This is a genomic window from Streptomyces sp. NPDC091271 (genome assembly GCF_044757505.1).
In the GTDB taxonomy this organism is placed as follows: domain Bacteria; phylum Actinomycetota; class Actinomycetes; order Streptomycetales; family Streptomycetaceae; genus Streptomyces.
Map to the genome: position 1 here is coordinate 148,561 of NZ_JBIVVD010000006.1, position 17,205 is coordinate 165,765.

The following is a 17,205-nucleotide window of genomic DNA, read 5'->3' on the forward strand; positions in this document are numbered from 1 at the left end:
GATCGGGGGCGGAGGTGGTCAGCCCTTGTCGGGGACCAGGGCGTACGAGACGGGCGTGCTCTGCGGGCGGAAGGCGGCGAGGCCGGGAAGGTCCGGGGTGAGCTGGGCGTGCTCGGCACAGGCGGCAACGGCCTGGTCGAGCGTGAGCAGCGGGCTCCGGACGATGGACCAGCCCCCAGAGGAGTCACCGGCAATCGCTGTCCCGCGCTGGTCGGGACCGATCGCGGTGGCGGCCATGACAGCCAGCGGACTGATGTCGCCGAGGGCCATCTTGGCGGTGGTCTCGTCGTTGACCCGGTGCGAGATCCGGCCGGTGAGCTGAGCACGGAGAGCCGTTGCACCCTTGCCGAGTTCGGCCCCGAAGCGCTGCCCGCAGATTTCGAGGTAGATGCCGGCGGCGCGGCCGAGCTGGGCGATGCGCACGAGCTGGGTGACCATCCGATCCCGGCGCTTCTCGTCGGCAGCGGTCGACGCGAGGAAGAGTTCCGCCACCTCGTCTACGAACAGCACCAGCGGCACCGGTCGCAGATCCTCGGGAAGGCCCCAGATATCCGAGCTGATTCCCTCGGGCCCGGTGCCGGGTGCGAACTGCTGGATCGTCCGGATCAGCTCGTACCGGTCGGTCATCTCGGACACCAAGGCGTCGAGCAGGTCCGCGGCTTCCTCAGGAGTACAGGCGAGAGCGGACAAGCGACGGGAGAACGGCGCGAGCTCCACTCCCCATTTGCAGTCGATGCCGACGAGGGCGACCGGCTGCGGAGCGAGTCCGGCGATGAGCCCGCGAAGGTAGACGGACTTGCCCGACTCCGTTGCACCCATGACGAGTTCGTGGGCGATGGCCCGGTAGTCCCGGAAGTGCGGGAGTCCGTCAGCGCGGAGAGCGACGGGGACGCGCAGCAGCTCAGGCGAACCCGTCTCCGGCATCACGACCCGCCGGAGGACGTCGTATCCGATGACCCGGAGCTGAAGCCACCCAGGCCGCAGGGGCGACATGTGCACCGCGTACGCCCGCCAGGAGTGGCGGAGCCGTTCGCCCGCCGTCTCGAAGTCCCTGACCTCCTGGCCGGGGCGCATTCGAATGCGCAGTACGAGCCCGTTGGCGTTGATCCGGACTCGTGTGATCCGGGGCAGCATCCGAGCCGGTGTCCGTCGCGTCGCCGCAGCGATTGTCAGCCGGAGCCGGGAGGGCGGCTCGTCCAACCCGCAGGACTCCATCACCGAGCGGTACGTGACCGCGATGCGGAGGAGCTTGGCCGGGGCGGCGAAGACGACCCAGAACCACGCGGGCCGAAGGCGGCGCAGGACCAGCAGGCCCACGGCTATGAGCACTAATACACCCAGCGCGGCAATGTGTCCGCCGGTCATCGCTCAGCCCGCCAGCGAGGTGAGGGCGGCAGCGCGGAAGGAGATCCCGTGCTTCTTCTGGCCGTTGAACTCGTTCTCCCACGGCTTGGCGATCAGGCCGGTGACGGCCACGGGGGTACCGGTCGTCAGCTCGCCGGAGATGTCGTCCTCCACCACGACGACGGAGACCACCTCCGCCATCCCGTGGCCGACGAAGAGGATGCCGACGGTCATCAGCGATTTGCCGGTCTCGACGTCGACGGCGATCTGACCGGTCTTCCGGTCCTTGAGCTTCGGCTGCGGGGGCTGGGCGGTCAGCATCGTCATGCCGGACATGTCGACGGGGATCACACGCACAGAGATCACTCCTCTAGAAGTGCTTGACTCCATCACTCATGTATATGAGTGACATGAAGAAGAGTGCACCACTCCTATACATGAGTCAACCCGCCGCGAAGAAGAAGTCGCAGCGGGTTGAGGTGAGTTGAGCGCGTGTCAGTCGGCGGCGGGGATGCGGTAGCTGAAAACGAACTGGTCAGCGGCCATGAGTGTGTCGCAGACCTCGACCACGCGGCCCTCCTCGGTGACGGCGTCGCGGATGAGGTGAACGACCGGAGCACCGGGGCTCAACGCCAGCTCCGAGGATTCCGCCTTGGAGGCCGGCCGAGCCTGGAGCGTCTCGACGAACTCCGCGAAGACGTGGCCGTCGTCCTCCAGCCGGGCGTAGATCCCACCGGGGCCGGGGTTCTCGGAGAAGAGCTCCGGGATGTCCTTCACGACGTCCCACGGCAGGTACGACGTGGCAGTCTCCACCGGAGTCCCGTTCCGGAAGTAGAGGCGGCGGCGGGCCAGCACCTTGTCCCCGGCATCGACGCCGAGGCGTTCAGCGATGTCGTCGGGGGCATCTGCGGGGCCGATGAACAGGACACTGACCTTGGCGGTCGCCCCGGCCTGCTCGGACTCGGCGAGGTAGGCGGCTTTCCCGCCCTTGCGATGCGAGCGCCGGAACCGGTCCGAGGACCGATGACGCACGGGGGGCCGGGCCTTCACCAAGGAGCCCTTGCCGTGCCGCGTCTCCACCAGGCCGCTCGCGCGGACTTCCACCATGGCCTTGCGGATCGTTCCGCCGGCCACGCCGTAGCGGTCGACCAACTCGGACTCGCTCGGCACCATGTCACCCGGCTTGAGGACACCGGCCCGGATCTGCTGAACGATCTCGTCGGCGATCTGAACGTATCGAGGTACGGACTTGCCACCTCCTACTGCTGTTCCCATCGTCCTACTCACTCTCCTATGCTCCTGTACATGAGTAACAGCGCCCAAGAAGCCGCGTCAACGCCGAAGCACAGTGTGTCCGTGGCGGGGGCGGTGGTGCGCGAGGACGGTCGGCTCCTGGCGATCCGCAGGGCGGACAATGGGAAGTGGGAGCTGCCGGGCGGGGTGTTGGAGCTGGAGGAGTCCCCGGAGGCGGGGGTTAGCCGCGAGGTCTGGGAAGAGACCGGCATCAACGTAGAGGTCGACCAGCTCACGGGCGTCTACAAGAACACCAGCCGCGGCGTCGTCGCCATGGTCTTCCGGTGCAAGCCTTCCGGAGGCACGGAGCGCACGTCCGACGAGTCGACCGCAGTCGAGTGGCTCACCCCGGAACAGATCACCGAGCGCATGTCCGAGGTCTACGCGATCCGCCTGCTGGACGCCCTCGATGAGACAGGCCCCCACGTCCGGAGCCACGACGGCAAGCACCTGCTCCCAGCGCGGTAGAACTTTCCCTACTTCATCAAGGCGGCTCGCTCCGCTCGCCGCGCGCTCCCCGGCTCACCGCCGGGGCCTGACGCTCCTGCCTTCGGCCCGCTCTGGCCCCGGCTACGCCGGTCGCGCGGCTGGAGCGAGCACCATGGTGGGGAGAAACCCGCTGTGGCTGGGGCGGTCGGCTCCACGGCTTTAGCCACCTCCCCGGTTCGGGTCCCGCGTCGAGCAAGACCAGGGGGCCACTCGTTCAAATTCCGGGCAGGATCACAGCCTGCCCGAGTTGCCGGCCAGCGTACGGCCCCCTGATCATGCTCGACCCCAAACCGGGCAGGACACCGGCCAAACCCGCTCCGCCGACCTATCGTTCCCCTAGAGCCAGCGCACTCGAATTCCGTGGAATCGAGCGATATACAGCGAACGGAATGAGAGAGAATCCAGGATACTGCGGCAGATCGATAAACCCCATTCCGCCCAAATGCTTCATGAGGCTATTAATCCCATCTGCGAAAGCTCCCCGATTAACCGAACCTCCCGGATGAACGAAATTCAGGTCCGGCATTGTCGTATCTTCGGGACCGTAACTTCCGACACTGCCAACCAGCGTCCACTCCTGAGGCTCAGTACCATATCGCGCGAACAGAATATCGGCCTCAGTGTCGAGGTACTGCCGCCCCTCCTGGAGGCGCGACCCGATCATAACTTCGCCCGAATCAACCGGGGACAGGTTGATGTGAAGTCCTGGAGCAAAAATCCCCCTCGCCATTCGAATGATAGCCCTCAGAGAATCTGCGTCTACACCTCCCGGGCCTGTGAAGTCAGGGATCGAATCCTCCAACTGCCGATCCACCTCGACGTGATTCCGCTTCGGTGGGCGCGCAGACTGTTGCCCCGGCCTCCCCTTACCCGCAGACGCTTTGGCAACAGGCCCCAGGTCAACACCCAAGCCCTGAAGACCGATTGCAGCAGAGGCGAAAGCAGCAAAGACGCTCGCGCTGTAACGACTATCGAACAGAGAACCTTTGGCCGTAATTCGAACGAGCGACCCCGGCGGGGCGATGCTGCGCAGATTACCCGACGTCCACTCAGAAAGTTCGGCCACCTCTTCCGAGATGTCTCGCAGTAGACCCTCGGATTCCAGCGCATCTTCAAGCGTGGGGAAGATCGCATCGCCGAGAGATTTCTGCGTATAGGTCTCGGTCCCAGTCACCTGCAAGTGTTGGGCCATGCTTCTCGGCCCAAGGGTGTTCTTCTTTTCGGTGCTACTGGTATCCCGAGTCTCCTCGGCCACTCCACCATCCAACTGCGCCAACATGGCCCTGACTTTGTCGGTATCTACGTACAAGAACTCACGCAGAATCATTGTGCACTCCTGACTGTTCGGGAGCGGGAGAATATAACCGACTAGACGGCCCTGTCAGCCGTTTGCCCGAAATGGCACTCAGTGCCTGCATGATGCCGTTGTATGTAGGCATGCACTTGGTCCGCCGCAACTGGCGCCCACGACCCTGGGCGTGATCGAGCGCGCAGCGGTGACGGCGTGCCAGTTGCCTGCCAGATCGGGCGGCAAACCACGGTCACCAATGGCCTCCTGGGATCCGGGGTGCAGAGGCGGCTAGGGACTTTCGTAGCTGGTCAACGGCACGATCGATCCGAAGGGGGTCGTGATTCCCAAGCTCAGAGCGCGAGTTCGATTCTCGTCACCCGCTCCATGAAAAAGCCCCAGGCCAGTGGCCGGGGGCTTCTTTGTTGCCACAAGCCCGATCAGGCACCCCGCGCTCACCCTGCACCCGACGTGCCCGTTGGCTTCCTCCAGCCGTCGCACCCCACGGGCATGTATGTCAACTATGATAGTTGCTATATGTTTCGGCATATGGAGACGAAGACGTACACAACCATCGACCTGCGCAAGGGGATGGGCGAGATCCTGGACCGGACCCGGATCGCCGGCGAGGCCGCCGCCATCACCCGCAAGGGCAAGACGGTCGCCTACCTGGTGCCGGCCGAGTGGTTCGAGCAGATGGCCCGCGGGCGCCAGCCACACGAGGACCGACACGAGGCGGCCTGACCCACCCTCCACACCAAGGAGCACGAACCATGCCCGCCCACGCACTCCACTTCGATGGTTACGAGGGGGAACCCCTGCGGTTGCCGCCCATGCCCGAACGCACGCCTCAGGCACTTCGGTTGGCGATTCAGGAACACACTCCGCACCTCCTCCCGGACTTTGAGGCGCACTGGAAGCGCGTCATCGGCGACGCCTTCAACATCACGCCCGTGCCCGCCTTCATGCGCCTGTGGTGGACGCAGTACGCCATCGCGCGGAATCCCGTTCTCGACTCGCACCTTCGCGACCTCGAAGCCCGCGCCGCCAAGTCCGTGGACCCCGAGGAGTCCCTCCGGCTTCTGGAGGAGTACAGCCGCCTCCGGCACGAAGCCGCTGAGAGGAAGCCCGGAGAGTGATCGACGAACCACTCCGGCCGCCTTGGGAAATGGACTGGACGAAGCAGGCGCAGCACGACTTCCAGAACATGCCCGCCGAAGGCAGCGACCTGATCATGAGTGCCCGTGCGGAACTGATCACGGCCGAAGACCCGTACTTCCGGGGGATCGACGCCGATGCCTCGCTCCCGCACTGGATGACCGTCCGACCTCTGGCCTCTACAAGCCCCGGCGGCCCTCACATCGTGGACCTGGCCGGCGGACGCGGCTGGCTCATCTACACCTTCATGCGGCGCCACGCCGATCCCCAGATCGTCGTCACCGAAGCCTTCTGGGCCTGACGTCTGCGCCACCGGAGCATCTGCAGCACAGGTGGTCCCGTTCCGTTTCCGTCACCCGCTCCAGCGCAGAACCTCAGACTGATGACCCGCCGCCGACGTGCCCCAGGTGCCCAGCAGAGCGGACAACAGCGGTCAGATACGGCTCTCAGAGGCACGGGCTCATCCACCTGCCCGCTGCAAAACCCCAGCTCAGGCACCCTCTGGCAGCCCAAGAACCGTTGATTCCCAAGCTCAGAGCGCGAGTTCGATTCTCGTCACCCGCTCCATGAAAAAGCCCCAGGCCAGCGGCCGGGGGCTTCTTTGTATGCCGCACCTTGTCACCGTCCGGTCGGCCCCGGTGGCCTCTCCCCGGATAATCGAGGTATGGCATCACAGCCCAGCCTTTCCGATCTCCGCCGTGCCAAGTTCGCCCGGCGTGTGCCCGCAGCGCTGTCCGAGCTTGCGGGCCCCGAGCACGGCACAGTAAGCCTGCCGCTTCACCTGGCGTGGTCGGGACTGACCACATTCGACCTCGACCAGCCCCGGCTGCGGATGAGCTACTACCGCATCGTCCTGGCCGAGGGCCAGCACGATGATCTGGTCCGATATCTCAATCGCGGCCTCCTCGTCAGCTTGTGGCCCACACTGCGCACACTGATCAGCCGTGATGTTCGTGAAGTCTGGGAACGCTCCTTCGACGAGTTGGCTCACAGCGCCCGGGCCGCTGCGTGAACCTCACCGACCTGCACCGTCGCTTGCCTGCAGATGTGCTCGCCGTAGGCGGTGCATACCCTCTGGCGCTCACCGGCGGCTACGCGGTTCAGGCCCACGGTCTGGTCGACCGGCTCAGCCAAGACCTCGACGTCGCGACTGAGAACCTCGCATGGAGGACATCGCTGCTGCCGTGCGCGCTGGCCTGGAACAACGCGGGTGGCAGGTCAGCGCTCTGGAAACAGACCCGCTCTCCGCACGCCTGATCGTCACCGATCCCGTCAGCCGTGAAGAGTGCGAGGTCGACATCCTCAAGGAAGCACTCTGGCGGCCACCCGTACACACAGAGCACGGCTTGGTGCTGTCCCTCGAAGATGTCGTCGGGACCAAGGTCCGCGCACTCGCCGACCGCGGACTCGCCAGAGACCTGATCGACGTGCAGGCCGCTGCGGACCGCTGGAGCCATGTCGAACTCGAAGAGCTCGGGCGGCGCCATGCGCGCGACTCCTTCGAGCTGAGCGAGTTGCAAGCCCGACTGGGCGGATCCGACTGGATCGACGACACAGAATTCGCCGCCTACGGCCTCGACGAGCAAGCAATCACCGGGCTACGGCAGTGGGCACAGGCATGAGGCGACGACATCGGCGAACGACTCCAAGAACTGGAAGCTCCGCACGAAGACTGATGGCTACATAGAGACCGGGCGCTCAGCAGGATGCACATCAGGCTGCTCAGACCTCAGCGACGGTGCCCTGTCCGTGCCCTTCGGAGCGGACAACAGCGGTCAAGAGCAGTGGCCAGAGACGCGCGCCAACCTCGCCCCGCCCGGACGAACATGCAGGTCAAAGGCACTGCGTCTGCCCAAGAACCGCTGATTCCCAAGCTCAGAGCGCGAGTTCGATTCTCGTCACCCGCTCTTTGATTAAGGCCCTGGTCAATGGCTGGGGCCCTGAGACCCGAGCCAGCATGTGCATACTCCAGTATGCTTTGACTTATGTCCTCAACGACTCGCATCACCGTCACGCTCCCCAGCGACCAGGTGGCGGAGCTCCGCAAGCTCACGGACAACGTCTCCGGCTACGTGGCGGAAGCCGTGGCCCGCCAGATTCGGCACCAACTGCTGGGCGATGACCTTCGCCGCCACGAGGAAGAACACGGACACTTCAGCGAAGAGGAACTCGCCGAGGCCCGTTCGAAGATCTTCGGTGCCGCCGGCACCTCCAAGGACGCGGACGCCGCGTGAGCGAGCGCATCGAAACCGTTGTCCTGGACTCGGAAGGACTCTCCGCCTGGATCGCGCAGGACCGCAAGCTCCTCGCGATGCTGCAGGTCTTCCACGACATGGGAGCCGACCTGGTGATCGGGGCGAACACCATCGTGGAAGTCACCCACTCCCGTACTAACATGCCTCGCCTGAACTGGGCCCTGTCCCGTGTCAAGGTGGAGCCGGTCACCGAGCAGGCGGCGAAAGCGGCGGCTGAGCTCCTCAAAGGTGCCGGACTGCACGGGCACAAGTACGCCATCGACGCCACGGTCGCCGAGGTCGCGCTCCGCCAGCCGAAACCGGTCGCCCTGCTGACCTCCGACAGCGATGACATGACCAAGCTCTGCGGCAACCAAGTCCGCATCATCCCCCTCTGACCAGCCGGCCCGCCCGGAGCACGCGTCGCACTGCCAACCCTCGTGCCCCATCCGTGCCCAGCAGAGCCGACAACAGCGGTCAGATACGGCGCCCAGAGACCGGGAGCCATCCACCTGCCCGTTCCGAAACCGCAGGTCAGAGCCCTTTTAGCAGCCCAAGCACCGCTGATTCCCAAGCTCAGAGCGCGAGTTCGATTCTCGTCACCCGCTCCATGAAAAATCCGCAGGCCAACGGCCGGGGGCTTTTCTGTTGTCTGGCCCGTTCAGGGGGACCGCACCAGATCCGCACCAGAAGGCTGCTAACTAAGAGTGGATTCAAGCAACAGTTCGCTCAGGTCCGACGGCATGGTGATCATGCAGTCGTGTCCGGTCGGCAGTTCCCGTATCCGTGCCGGGGAGCCGTTGGGCTGTGTCGCGGGGACAGGCCGCCGCACGATGCCTTCCGGCTCGGCGCCGACACAGTGGATGTGCGTACGCGGAACCGAGTCCAAGGCGGGGTTGTCCAGCCGGACCGGTTGCCGCAGGCAGCGCACCGGCTGGTCGGAGAGCGTCGCACGCAGCCATGCCATGTCCGCCGGGTCGGTGACCCCGAACAGCCCGAGGGGCGGAGGCATCTCGGGCAGCGGCGGGATGCGCCAGTCGTTGTCGGACTTGGCGGCCAGGTCGATCAGGTTCTGGGTGATGGGCTGCACGTCGACGGCGGTCTCGCCGTGCTCCGGGACCATCGCGTCCAGGTACACCAGATGCGCGATCCGTTCCGGCACCTCGTTGGCCACGGACGAGACGACCAGCCCCGCGTAGCTGTGCCCCACGAGCACCACCTCGCTCAGGTCCTCCTCGTGGATCAGCTCTACGACGTCCTGGACGTGCGTGTCGAGCCCCACCTCGGGGCCGAGCAGGTGTGCCTTGTCGCCGTAGCCGGTCAGCGAGGGCGCGAACACGCGGTGTCCGGCCGACTCCAGCAGCGGGACCACCCGCTCCCAGCACCGGCCGCTGTGCCAGGCGCCGTGTACCAGCAGAAAAGTTGCCATGAGGGGATTTCTCTTCCTCTTCGGGGCGTGTCGGCACGGGGACATCATGGTTCCTGTTTGTGCCTCGGTACTCTTCGGGAACCGTAATCATCGTGCTGCATCTGCCACACCCCGATCAATAAGGCACATTTACGTGCCCTGGTTCTCTGGAGGTAACCATGAACGGCACAGCGGGCGGCGAGTCGAGGGCGGCACGGGCGGAGGACCCGTGCCAGGCCCGTGAAGTGCTCGGCATCGTCGGCGACAAGTGGTCGCTGCTGATCGTGCGCAACCTCAGCCAGGGGCCACGCCGCTTCACCGAACTCAAGCGGGCCGTCGACGGGATCAGCCAGCGCATGCTCACCGTCACCCTTCGCGGCCTGGAACGCGATGGGATCCTCACACGGACCGTCCGCAATGTCATGCCACCGCACGTCAGTTACGATCTCACTCCGATGGGCAGGACCCTCCGCGAAGCCACCGCGCCCCTGTTGGAGTGGAGCATCACCCACCTCACGCACATCGACGCCGCCCGCGCCGCGTACGACGCCCGCCCCGACACCCCGCCCGCCTGACCCCGGCCCCGGCCGAGCAGTTGCCCGTACGGGAGCCCCTGCCACACGTGCCAGAAGGGGCGGTAAGCAGCGGTCACCAAGGGGGCTGACGGAACAGCCGGGACGATGTCACCGGTGCACGTTCCCGCAGGTCAGGTGCGATACACGGGGATGGGTGCCGCCTGCTTCCCAAGCCCAGAGCGCGAGTTCGATTCTCGTCACCCGCTCCATAAAGAAGCCCCAGACCAGCGGCGGGGGCTTCTTTGCGTCCGCCGGGCCATATCCGTGCCCGGTGCCCTCGCCACCGGCCCCGATCGTACGGGTGCCCGTCCGTCACACGGCATGATGCAAGCATGATCACCATCCACCTGAAGTACGAGATCGACGCTGACAAGCTTGAGGATTTCGAGGAGTACGGTCGCCGCTGGGTCCGGCTCGTCGACCGGTTCGGCGGGACACACCACGGCTACTTCCTGCCGAGTGAGGGCGACAGCGACATTGCCTACGCCTTGTTCTCCTTCCCCAGTCTGGCCGCGTACGAGCAGTACCGCTCGGACAGCATGTCCGACTCGGAGTGCCAGCAAGCGTTCGACCTGGCTCGTGAGACCCGCTGCATCAAGCGCTACGAGCGCCGGTTCCTCAGGCCGCTCGACGGCCTGTCCTAGACCGGCGGGAGGCATGCGGCGCGATCCCGCCGAGCAGCTGAGCCCAGCGCTGCGATGACAGCTACCGCCGTGGGGTTCGAGGTCATGACCTGATCCTCCCGGCGCACACCGCATGCTTCGTCTATGTCCTCAGCGACTCGCATCACCGTCACGCTCCCCAGCGATCAGGTGGCGGAGCTGCGCAAGCTCACGGACAACGTTTCCGGCTGCGTGGCGGAAGCAGTGGCCCGCCCGATCCGGCACCAGTTGCTGTGCGACGGCCTTCGCCGGCACGAGAGGGAGCACGGAGGCTTCAGCGACGAGGAGCTCGCCGAGGCCCGCTCTAAGATCTTCGGCGGCTCGCACGTCTCGGCCAAACATACAGGTCAGAGCCAACACAACCGTTTGAGAACCAGTGATTTCCGAGCTCAGAGCGCGAGTTCGATTCTCGTCACCCGCTCCATGAAAAAGCCCCAGGCCAGTGGCCCAGCTGAAGACGAGGTAGGGCGGGTCTGTTGAAAGCGACCCACGATCCGCTGCCGCGTCATGGCCGATGCGAGGTCCGGCCACACAACGGTATGAAATCCCAGCACAGCCTCTGATTCTCATCCACTGCGGGTGTGTAGTCGTTCAGGGGCTGGTTGGTCTCAAGAGACGTGGCGATCGCGTCCATGAGCGCGGGCAGGGACGTCCACATCTCGTGTGGTCTGCGCATAACGCCCTCCGTGGACTCGGCTTCGTGCACGCGACCCCGGTCGATCTCGGGACGGTGGTCCAGGACGAGGTAGCCCCCGCCGAGTTCCCGCGCGATGGGAATCAACTGCGGATCGCCGTACAGGACGCTACTGACCCCGATCTTCATGAAGTCGTAGTCCACCTCGTCGCCCTTCTCGTCTGCGGCGGGCTTGTCGTGGAAGCTGGTGAAAAGTTCCCACTCAGCCCCTATCTGACGTGTACTCACCAAACTGTAGGACCCGGGTATCAGGGAGCTCCACTGGTCGAGCAGGCCGTCGTGTCGCAGAAGTGACGTCACCAAGGGCTTGAGGAGCGGCCGGCCGATGACGCGTTCGGCCGCGGCGATGTGCGCCACATCTGCGGGCGGCGCCAGCGCGGTGTAGGTCACCGGAGCGTGCTCGGCCAACCAATTCTCTATTCGCGTCCAGGACTCACTGATCAGTGCGGTCATGGCACGGCATCCTGCCGCCCGGCACTGACAATTTCCGTGCACGGACAGCCGGTGGTCGTAACCCGATGCAGCCGACTGGGGCCTCCCTCCGACAAGCTCGCGCGCTGCCGACCTGCTGGTGCCTTGGCCCACCCGTGCCCTACGGAGCGAGCAGCGGCGGGCACACACGGCTCCCAGGCTCCCGGCTGCCACTCGACCACCGCCCCCGGTGAGGGGCAGTTCGGGCAGTCGGCCCGGCCAGAAGCCATCCCCCTTGAGCCGGGGTGGTGAAAATCGACCCCGATCCTTGGAACCGATGTCGCTGAGACAGAACCCGGACATGTCCCGGATCATTTCAAGATCGCCTCGGCCCTAGTGTCGTCGGTGCAAGCAGGAAGCACCGCAAACGACAGCCGCTGGAGATCATGATGCGTTCCCGCCTCGCCGCCCGTTCCACCCGTCTCGTCCTCGCTGCTGCAGCCGTGACGGCATTCGCCGCCACCACCACCGCCTGCAGCGCCGACGACGTCAAGGACACCAGCAGCTCCTCGGCCCCCTCCGCCGGCAGCGGCGGGAGCGACAGCCCCTCCTCCGGCAACAGCCTCTCCGCCAGCGCGGCCGGTTCCGGCGGCTCCTCCGCATCCGGCGTCCCCGATGACAAGACCGGCGACTCCGGGGACAGCGAGAAGAGCGGCTACGGGCAGTCCTGCGGTACCAACGACCTGGACTTCACGGTCACCTCGGAGTCCCAGGCCGGCGGCTACTACCTCGTCACCGCCAAGGCCAAGTCCGGTATCACCTGCTACCTGGACGTCAACACCCCCAGCGTGTCCTTCGGCTCCGGTGCCGACGGCGTCGCCTCCCCTGTCGGACAGGGCGGCGCAGACCCCATCAAGCTCACCGGCTCCGCCGTCGCATACACCGGTATCAGCCCCAAGACCACCAACAGCGATGGCGGCAAGGAATTCGAGAACGTCATCATCGCCACCACCAACGACGATCCCGACCCCGCCGAACTCAAGCTCCCCGACACCGCCACCGTCGACAAGCCCATCGTCACCAACTGGGCCACCGACCGCGCCGAGGCCGTCCCCGTCATCGTCTGACGAACCGGCGGCACCAGCACCGTCGACATCGCGCTCCACACCAGGGCCTCCGTCAGCGCAGTCATTCCCGCGCCCCTGGGGAGCGCCTCGTCGATGGCGTGTCCAGTCAGATGGGCCTTCGACGTCCCGAGAACCGCTGGTCCTCCAGCTCGGAGCGCGAGTTCGATTCTCGTCACCCGCTCCATGAAAAAGCCCCAGGCCAGTGGCCAGGGGCTTCTTTGTTGCCTGGAACTGTCACGGCCTTGGGGTGCTGCGGTGAGGGCGGCTCTCGGCCACGCCCGTGGCCAGGAGCCCTGCGCGTGTTCTTCCCGTGGCCGTCGCACGGGCAGTTCAGCCTCTCAGCAGTACGGCTGACCCCTTCTCCGCCGTTGCGCTCCTTCACGTCACCGGGCGCGTCGTGCAACCTTCCTCCCACCCCGTGGGTCTCCACGCTGTACGTTCTGCCCGCACAGCGCGAAAGGCCCCCGTGCACCTGAAGAGTCTCGTCGCCGCCCGGACCGGTGGCGTCATGTCCGCCGTCGTCCTCGGCAGCCTGCTGGTATCCGCCCCGCAGGCGGCAGCCGCCGACGTCACCTGCTCGACCAACGTATACAAGCGGACGTTCTACAAGAACACCTCGTTTTCCGGCTCCCCGGTGAGGACCGACTGCGACAGCGCCATCAGTCAGAACTGGTCCGGCGGCCCGGTCTCCGGCGTGCCGTCGAACAACTTCGGTGTCCGTTGGTCGGTGACCCGCGACTTCGGCTCCGGTGGTCCCTTCACGTTCACCACCTCCGCCACTGACGGCGTCCGCGTCTACCTGGACGGCGTCCGCAAGATCGACCTGTGGAAGGGCACCGGTGACACCGCCCGGTCCAAGAGCGTCAACCTCACCGTCCCCTCCGGCAAGCACGCCCTCCGCGTCGACTACGTGAACTGGACCGGCGCCGCGAAGGTCACGTACGCGTACACACCCCGGACTTCGGCCACGTACGACAGGACGAAGCCACTTGCCCCCACCGGCGTGAAGACCGCTTACAACACCACGACCCGTAGGACGACGGTCTCCTGGTCCGCCAACAAGGAGATGGACCTGGCGAGTTACTCCCTGTATCGGCGGCCCGTCGGCTCCGGCACCTGGACGAGGGTCACCACGACCACCGCACGCAGCCACACCGACCCCCTTGTGAACCCTGACGACCGCACGCCCTACTACTACGAGATTCGCGCCAAGGACAAGGCGGGCAACACCTCGTCGGGCAGCACGGACACCATCGTCCGTCCACTGCCCGTCGTCACCTCACTGACCGGCACCTACGACAAGGCGACCGGCAAGGTCACCATGAAGTGGCCCCTCAACACCGAGCCGCACTTCGACCGCTACACGGTCCTGAGCAACGACAAGGTGAACGGCTCCTACGTCTGGGTCCCCCTGGGCACCACCAAGGGCAGCACCTGGACCACCGGCCCCGTCGTCGCCGACGGCGAGACCCGCCACTACCGCGTACTCGTGACCAACGACGGCGGCACCACCACCTACAACCCGGGCTGGCTCGACGCCACCGCCACCAACGAGCTCTGGCTCGACATCCCCGACGGCATCGCCCCCGTCTACGCCCCCGAGCTGACCCTGGGCTCCTGCGCGAGCGGCATACAGGCGACCTCCACCGACTACACGCCGGCCCCGATCCGCGACTTCACCGGCTTCGCGATCGAGCGCCGCACAGCGGGAACGGATCCCTGGTCGGTCGTCCTGCGCAAGGGCTACGATCCGCGCCTGGGCGCCACGGCCACCGTCTGCGACCCGCTGCCCGCCGACGGGCGCACCCATGAATACCGAGCCCGTACCTTTGACGCGGCCGGGAACTACTCGCCGTACAGCGAGATCCGTGCCGTGACCATGCCGGTCGGCTGACGGTCACGGGGAACACACGACAAAGGCCCGCAGACGGCGTCTCATCGACGCCGCACGGGAGGCCGTGCCACCACGTGCCGAAGCCCCAGGCCGGCGGCCCGGGGCTTCCTCGTACCTGAGGGCCTCTTCCCGGCCGACCGAGCACGGCATCACAGCCCAGGCTTTCCGAGGTACGCCATGCCTCGTTCGCCCGGTGCAGGCCGCTGCGTGAACCTCACGGATCTCGCCGGTCGGCCGGTCCGGGAACAGCCGGCACGGCCGGCACGGTTGCAACCGGGGGGACCGGCGCCGCACGGGCGGGGAGCACGGAGACCACAAGGTCTTCCGCCTCACCAGGGCCCGGGCCCCAGGATGGCGGTACGCCCGCCGCGCACTCGGACCAGCACGTAGTTCTGCAGGAGGACTGTTTCCATGACTGACCGGCCCTTGACGCTCATGGCGGTACACGCTCACCCCGACGACGAGGCCACCGGAACGGGAGGGGTCCTCGCGCGGTACGCGGCGGAGGGCATCCGCACGGTTCTTGTGACATGTACCGACGGCGGTTGCGGTGACGGTCCCGGAGGCACGAAGCCAGGCGAACCCGGGCACGATCCGGCTGCCGTCGCCTCCATGCGCCGTCAGGAACTCGAGGCGAGCTGTGAGGTGCTGAAGATCAGCGACTTGGAGATGCTGGACTACGCCGACTCCGGGATGGTGGGCTGGCCGAGCAACGACGCCCCCGGATCCTTCTGGCAGACCCCCGTGGAGGAAGGCGCCGCCCGGCTCGCGGAACTCATGCGGCACTACCGGCCCGATGTGGTCGTCACCTACGACGAGAACGGCTTCTACGGCCACCCCGACCACATCCAGGCCCACCGCATCACGATGGCGGCGCTGGAGATGACCGCGCTGACACCGAAGGTGTACTGGACGACGATGCCCCGCTCGATGATGCAGCGGTTCGGGGAGACCATGCGCGAGTTGAATGAGGACGCGCCGGAGCCGGATCCTGCCGAGGAGGCCGCGATGGCCGAGATCGGCCTCCCCGACGACGAGATCACCACCTGGGTGGACACCACCGCGTTCAGCGGTCAGAAGTTCGATGCGCTGGCCGCGCACGCCAGTCAGGGCGAGAACATCTTCTTCCTCAAGATGGGCAAGGAGCGGTTCGGCGAGCTGATGGGCATGGAGACCTTCGTACGCGTCAGGGACGCCACGGGTGCGGCCGTACCCGAGACCGATCTCTTCGCCGGCCTGCGCTGACCGCCCACACGGGCCCTGGACAGCTCGTCGACCTCGTCGGACCTCCCCACCGGTCCGGTGGCCACGCGTGCAGACAGCTGCTGGTGGTGACCCCCGCTCGGCAACTCCTGGGAAGCCGAGCCGGACACCCCACTTCAGCTCTCGGGGTGGTCGTCGCCGTCGCGGGTGTTCGTGAGGAACTGCGAGCCGTCCGGGAAGCGCGAAAGGATCACCTGCGCGTGTGCCTCCATGCCCGGCCTGCGGTCGACGAAGCCGTCCTGCCGCGGTACGTCCATGGCGTTCGTCGCCAGCATGACGAGCAGCCGTACGACGGCGGAAGCCGAATCTTGAACAGCCGGCTGCGCCACTGCGCAGGTCCGGCCCACCGTCCTCGGCCTCACGCTGCTGAACGAGAAGGTCACCCGCGCGCAGATGACCGGGCTGCTGAGCGCCGCCGCCGCCATCGTCCTTCCCTCCCTGGGGTGACGCGCGTGCCCCTCGGTCAGTCGGCGAAGAAGTCGCCCAGGGAGGCGGCCAGCGCATCCGGAGCCTCTTCGGCCACATGGTGCCCCGAGTCGATTCCGTGGCCTCGTAGGTCGGGTGCCCACTGCTGCCAGACCTTCAGCGGGTCGCCGTAGAGGTCTTCGAGATCGTCCTGGAGCGACCAGAGAGCGAGCGCGGGGCACTGAATCCGTACACCGGCGGTACGGTCGCTCTCTTCGTGGCGCTTGTCGATGGTCAGCCCGGCGCGATAGTCCTCCAGCATCGCCCGCACCACATCAGGGTTCCTGGTGGCCTCGCGCCATTCGTCGTAGTTCTCCTGCCCCATGCTCCGCGGGTCGCCGCGGTACCAGCCGTCCGGGTCGGCGTTGATGACACGCTCGGGGATCTCCGGCTGCGCGAAGAAGAACCAGTGCCACCACTTCGTGGCGAACTTCGCGGTGATACGGGACAGGTGCTCGCTGATGGGCAGGCAGTCGATCAGCGCCACCCGTGCGACCACATCGGGATGGTCGAGGGCCAGCCGCAGGGCCACCGCTCCGCCGCGGTCGTGCCCGGCGAGCAGGAAGCGGGAGTGGCCGAGCGACTGCATGACTGCCACCATGTCGGCGGCGACCGCGCGTTTGGAGTGACCCGCATGGTCCGCTGTGGGTGCCGGGCCCCGGGAGCGTCCGTATCCCCGCAAGTCGGGGCAGACGACGGTGAACCCCCGCTCGACCAGCTGAGGCGCGACTCGGTGCCATGTCGCGGAGGTTCTGGGGTGGCCGTGCAACAACAGGACCGGAGGTCCCTGGCCACTCCAGCGGGTGAAGATCGATGCTCCTTCGACGTGGATCTGCTCGGATGCGAAGTCCTTGAACATCCCCCCAGCATCGCTCACTCACGCGCTGTGCGTATGGAGTT

At 66.4% G+C, this 17,205-nt stretch carries 20 protein-coding genes and 2 pseudogenes; 14 read left to right on the forward strand and 8 right to left on the reverse strand.

Annotated elements, in window-relative coordinates; all coding sequences use genetic code 11:
- Window positions 1–18: 18 nt before the first annotated feature.
- From ACIQM3_RS24805 to ACIQM3_RS24815, 3 genes are all read right to left on the reverse strand, one after another.
- Window positions 19–1,365: an FtsK/SpoIIIE domain-containing protein gene (locus ACIQM3_RS24805; RefSeq protein ID WP_401627665.1), complete on the reverse strand. Its 1,347-nt coding sequence runs from the start codon at window positions 1,363–1,365 to the stop codon at window positions 19–21.
- Window positions 1,366–1,368: 3 nt separating this feature from the next.
- Entirely contained in the window at window positions 1,369–1,701 is a 333-nt protein-coding gene (locus ACIQM3_RS24810) for a hypothetical protein (RefSeq protein ID WP_030295466.1), read from the reverse strand.
- A 138-nt stretch (window positions 1,702–1,839) separates the two neighbouring features.
- On the reverse strand, window positions 1,840–2,619 hold the full coding sequence (locus ACIQM3_RS24815; RefSeq protein WP_360779953.1) for a GntR family transcriptional regulator: 780 nt from the start codon (window positions 2,617–2,619) through the stop codon (window positions 1,840–1,842).
- 18 nt (window positions 2,620–2,637) lie between these two features.
- Here ACIQM3_RS24815 and ACIQM3_RS24820 point away from each other — a divergent pair, with 18 nt between their 5' ends.
- Window positions 2,638–3,105, forward strand: coding sequence for an NUDIX hydrolase (locus tag ACIQM3_RS24820; protein ID WP_401627667.1), 468 nt, complete (start codon window positions 2,638–2,640; stop codon window positions 3,103–3,105).
- 346 nt (window positions 3,106–3,451) lie between these two features.
- Here the strand turns inward: ACIQM3_RS24820 and ACIQM3_RS24825 are convergent, their stop codons facing one another.
- Window positions 3,452–4,453, reverse strand: a complete 1,002-nt coding sequence (locus ACIQM3_RS24825; RefSeq protein ID WP_401627669.1) for a hypothetical protein — start codon at window positions 4,451–4,453, stop codon at window positions 3,452–3,454.
- A 510-nt stretch (window positions 4,454–4,963) separates the two neighbouring features.
- Between ACIQM3_RS24825 and ACIQM3_RS24830 the strand changes: the two genes are divergently transcribed.
- The 7 genes and pseudogenes from ACIQM3_RS24830 to ACIQM3_RS24860 all read left to right on the forward strand — a co-directional run bounded on the left by ACIQM3_RS24830 (window position 4,964) and on the right by ACIQM3_RS24860 (window position 8,204).
- A complete protein-coding gene (locus ACIQM3_RS24830; protein ID WP_024490776.1) occupies window positions 4,964–5,158 on the forward strand; it encodes a type II toxin-antitoxin system Phd/YefM family antitoxin in 195 nt (64 codons plus the stop codon).
- 29 nt (window positions 5,159–5,187) lie between these two features.
- A complete protein-coding gene (locus ACIQM3_RS24835) occupies window positions 5,188–5,553 on the forward strand; it encodes a hypothetical protein (protein ID WP_356709407.1) in 366 nt (121 codons plus the stop codon).
- Window positions 5,550–5,873: a hypothetical protein gene (locus ACIQM3_RS24840; RefSeq protein ID WP_401627671.1), complete on the forward strand. Its 324-nt coding sequence runs from the start codon at window positions 5,550–5,552 to the stop codon at window positions 5,871–5,873. The genes ACIQM3_RS24835 and ACIQM3_RS24840 overlap by 4 nt, the downstream gene beginning before the upstream one ends.
- A 363-nt stretch (window positions 5,874–6,236) precedes the next feature.
- Window positions 6,237–6,584 carry a transcriptional regulator gene (locus tag ACIQM3_RS24845; RefSeq protein ID WP_401627672.1) on the forward strand — a complete coding sequence of 116 codons (348 nt, stop codon included), beginning with the start codon at window positions 6,237–6,239 and terminating at the stop codon, window positions 6,582–6,584.
- Window positions 6,581–7,194 (forward strand): annotated as a pseudogene (locus ACIQM3_RS24850) (nucleotidyl transferase AbiEii/AbiGii toxin family protein). Before ACIQM3_RS24845 ends, ACIQM3_RS24850 begins: the two are co-directional and overlap by 4 nt.
- 363 nt (window positions 7,195–7,557) lie before the next feature.
- Entirely contained in the window at window positions 7,558–7,806 is a 249-nt protein-coding gene (locus ACIQM3_RS24855; RefSeq protein WP_401627674.1) for a hypothetical protein, read from the forward strand.
- Window positions 7,803–8,204 (forward strand): DNA-binding protein, encoded by a 402-nt coding sequence (locus ACIQM3_RS24860; RefSeq protein WP_050358426.1) that lies wholly within the window; start codon window positions 7,803–7,805, stop codon window positions 8,202–8,204. Before ACIQM3_RS24855 ends, ACIQM3_RS24860 begins: the two co-directional genes overlap by 4 nt.
- 299 nt (window positions 8,205–8,503) lie before the next feature.
- Here ACIQM3_RS24860 and ACIQM3_RS24865 read toward each other — a convergent pair whose 3' ends face one another.
- Window positions 8,504–9,235 carry an alpha/beta fold hydrolase gene (locus ACIQM3_RS24865; protein ID WP_401627676.1) on the reverse strand — a complete coding sequence of 244 codons (732 nt, stop codon included), beginning with the start codon at window positions 9,233–9,235 and terminating at the stop codon, window positions 8,504–8,506.
- 158 nt (window positions 9,236–9,393) lie between these two features.
- Here ACIQM3_RS24865 and ACIQM3_RS24870 point away from each other — a divergent pair, with 158 nt between their 5' ends.
- The 3 genes and pseudogenes from ACIQM3_RS24870 to ACIQM3_RS24880 form a co-directional block, all read left to right on the forward strand.
- Entirely contained in the window at window positions 9,394–9,789 is a 396-nt protein-coding gene (locus ACIQM3_RS24870) for a winged helix-turn-helix transcriptional regulator (protein ID WP_401627678.1), read from the forward strand.
- A 332-nt stretch (window positions 9,790–10,121) separates the two neighbouring features.
- Window positions 10,122–10,433, forward strand: a complete 312-nt coding sequence (locus ACIQM3_RS24875) for an NIPSNAP family protein (RefSeq protein ID WP_401627679.1) — start codon at window positions 10,122–10,124, stop codon at window positions 10,431–10,433.
- Between the two features lie 123 nt (window positions 10,434–10,556).
- Window positions 10,557–10,784 (forward strand): annotated as a pseudogene (locus ACIQM3_RS24880) (hypothetical protein); the annotation flags it as partial.
- Between the two features lie 172 nt (window positions 10,785–10,956).
- Here the strand turns inward: ACIQM3_RS24880 and ACIQM3_RS24885 are convergent.
- Entirely contained in the window at window positions 10,957–11,598 is a 642-nt protein-coding gene (locus ACIQM3_RS24885) for an SMI1/KNR4 family protein (protein ID WP_401627680.1), read from the reverse strand.
- Between the two features lie 407 nt (window positions 11,599–12,005).
- Here ACIQM3_RS24885 and ACIQM3_RS24890 point away from each other — a divergent pair, with 407 nt between their 5' ends.
- The 3 genes from ACIQM3_RS24890 to ACIQM3_RS24900 all read left to right on the forward strand — a co-directional run bounded on the left by ACIQM3_RS24890 (window position 12,006) and on the right by ACIQM3_RS24900 (window position 15,822).
- On the forward strand, window positions 12,006–12,683 hold the full coding sequence (locus ACIQM3_RS24890) for a DUF4232 domain-containing protein (RefSeq protein WP_401628368.1): 678 nt from the start codon (window positions 12,006–12,008) through the stop codon (window positions 12,681–12,683).
- A 466-nt stretch (window positions 12,684–13,149) separates the two neighbouring features.
- Window positions 13,150–14,577 carry a PA14 domain-containing protein gene (locus ACIQM3_RS24895; protein WP_401627682.1) on the forward strand — a complete coding sequence of 476 codons (1,428 nt, stop codon included), beginning with the start codon at window positions 13,150–13,152 and terminating at the stop codon, window positions 14,575–14,577.
- Window positions 14,578–14,988: 411 nt separating this feature from the next.
- Window positions 14,989–15,822, forward strand: a complete 834-nt coding sequence (locus ACIQM3_RS24900; protein ID WP_401627684.1) for a PIG-L family deacetylase — start codon at window positions 14,989–14,991, stop codon at window positions 15,820–15,822.
- 134 nt (window positions 15,823–15,956) lie between these two features.
- Here the strand turns inward: ACIQM3_RS24900 and ACIQM3_RS24905 are convergent, their stop codons facing one another.
- Together ACIQM3_RS24905 and ACIQM3_RS24910 are read right to left on the reverse strand one after the other, a co-directional pair.
- Window positions 15,957–16,265: a hypothetical protein gene (locus ACIQM3_RS24905; RefSeq protein WP_401627686.1), complete on the reverse strand. Its 309-nt coding sequence runs from the start codon at window positions 16,263–16,265 to the stop codon at window positions 15,957–15,959.
- 38 nt (window positions 16,266–16,303) lie between these two features.
- Window positions 16,304–17,164: an alpha/beta fold hydrolase gene (locus ACIQM3_RS24910; protein ID WP_401627688.1), complete on the reverse strand. Its 861-nt coding sequence runs from the start codon at window positions 17,162–17,164 to the stop codon at window positions 16,304–16,306.
- Window positions 17,165–17,205 lie beyond the last annotated feature (41 nt).

Bases quoted from the DNA above. Each gene is read 5' to 3' on its own strand.
- ACIQM3_RS24805 (WP_401627665.1), bottom strand. From the start codon at position 1,365: ATGACCGGCGGACACATTGCCGCGCTGGGTGTATTAGTGCTCATAGCC.
- ACIQM3_RS24815 (WP_360779953.1), bottom strand. From the start codon at position 2,619: ATGGGAACAGCAGTAGGAGGTGGCAAGTCCGTACCTCGATACGTTCAG.
- ACIQM3_RS24820 (WP_401627667.1), top strand. From the start codon at position 2,638: ATGCTCCTGTACATGAGTAACAGCGCCCAAGAAGCCGCGTCAACGCCG.
- ACIQM3_RS24825 (WP_401627669.1), bottom strand. From the start codon at position 4,453: ATGATTCTGCGTGAGTTCTTGTACGTAGATACCGACAAAGTCAGGGCC.
- ACIQM3_RS24830 (WP_024490776.1), top strand. From the start codon at position 4,964: ATGGAGACGAAGACGTACACAACCATCGACCTGCGCAAGGGGATGGGC.
- ACIQM3_RS24835 (WP_356709407.1), top strand. From the start codon at position 5,188: ATGCCCGCCCACGCACTCCACTTCGATGGTTACGAGGGGGAACCCCTG.
- ACIQM3_RS24845 (WP_401627672.1), top strand. From the start codon at position 6,237: ATGGCATCACAGCCCAGCCTTTCCGATCTCCGCCGTGCCAAGTTCGCC.
- ACIQM3_RS24855 (WP_401627674.1), top strand. From the start codon at position 7,558: ATGTCCTCAACGACTCGCATCACCGTCACGCTCCCCAGCGACCAGGTG.
- ACIQM3_RS24865 (WP_401627676.1), bottom strand. From the start codon at position 9,235: ATGGCAACTTTTCTGCTGGTACACGGCGCCTGGCACAGCGGCCGGTGC.
- ACIQM3_RS24870 (WP_401627678.1), top strand. From the start codon at position 9,394: ATGAACGGCACAGCGGGCGGCGAGTCGAGGGCGGCACGGGCGGAGGAC.
- ACIQM3_RS24875 (WP_401627679.1), top strand. From the start codon at position 10,122: ATGATCACCATCCACCTGAAGTACGAGATCGACGCTGACAAGCTTGAG.
- ACIQM3_RS24885 (WP_401627680.1), bottom strand. From the start codon at position 11,598: ATGACCGCACTGATCAGTGAGTCCTGGACGCGAATAGAGAATTGGTTG.
- ACIQM3_RS24890 (WP_401628368.1), top strand. From the start codon at position 12,006: ATGCGTTCCCGCCTCGCCGCCCGTTCCACCCGTCTCGTCCTCGCTGCT.
- ACIQM3_RS24900 (WP_401627684.1), top strand. From the start codon at position 14,989: ATGACTGACCGGCCCTTGACGCTCATGGCGGTACACGCTCACCCCGAC.
- ACIQM3_RS24905 (WP_401627686.1), bottom strand. From the start codon at position 16,265: ATGGCGGCGGCGGCGCTCAGCAGCCCGGTCATCTGCGCGCGGGTGACC.
- ACIQM3_RS24910 (WP_401627688.1), bottom strand. From the start codon at position 17,164: ATGTTCAAGGACTTCGCATCCGAGCAGATCCACGTCGAAGGAGCATCG.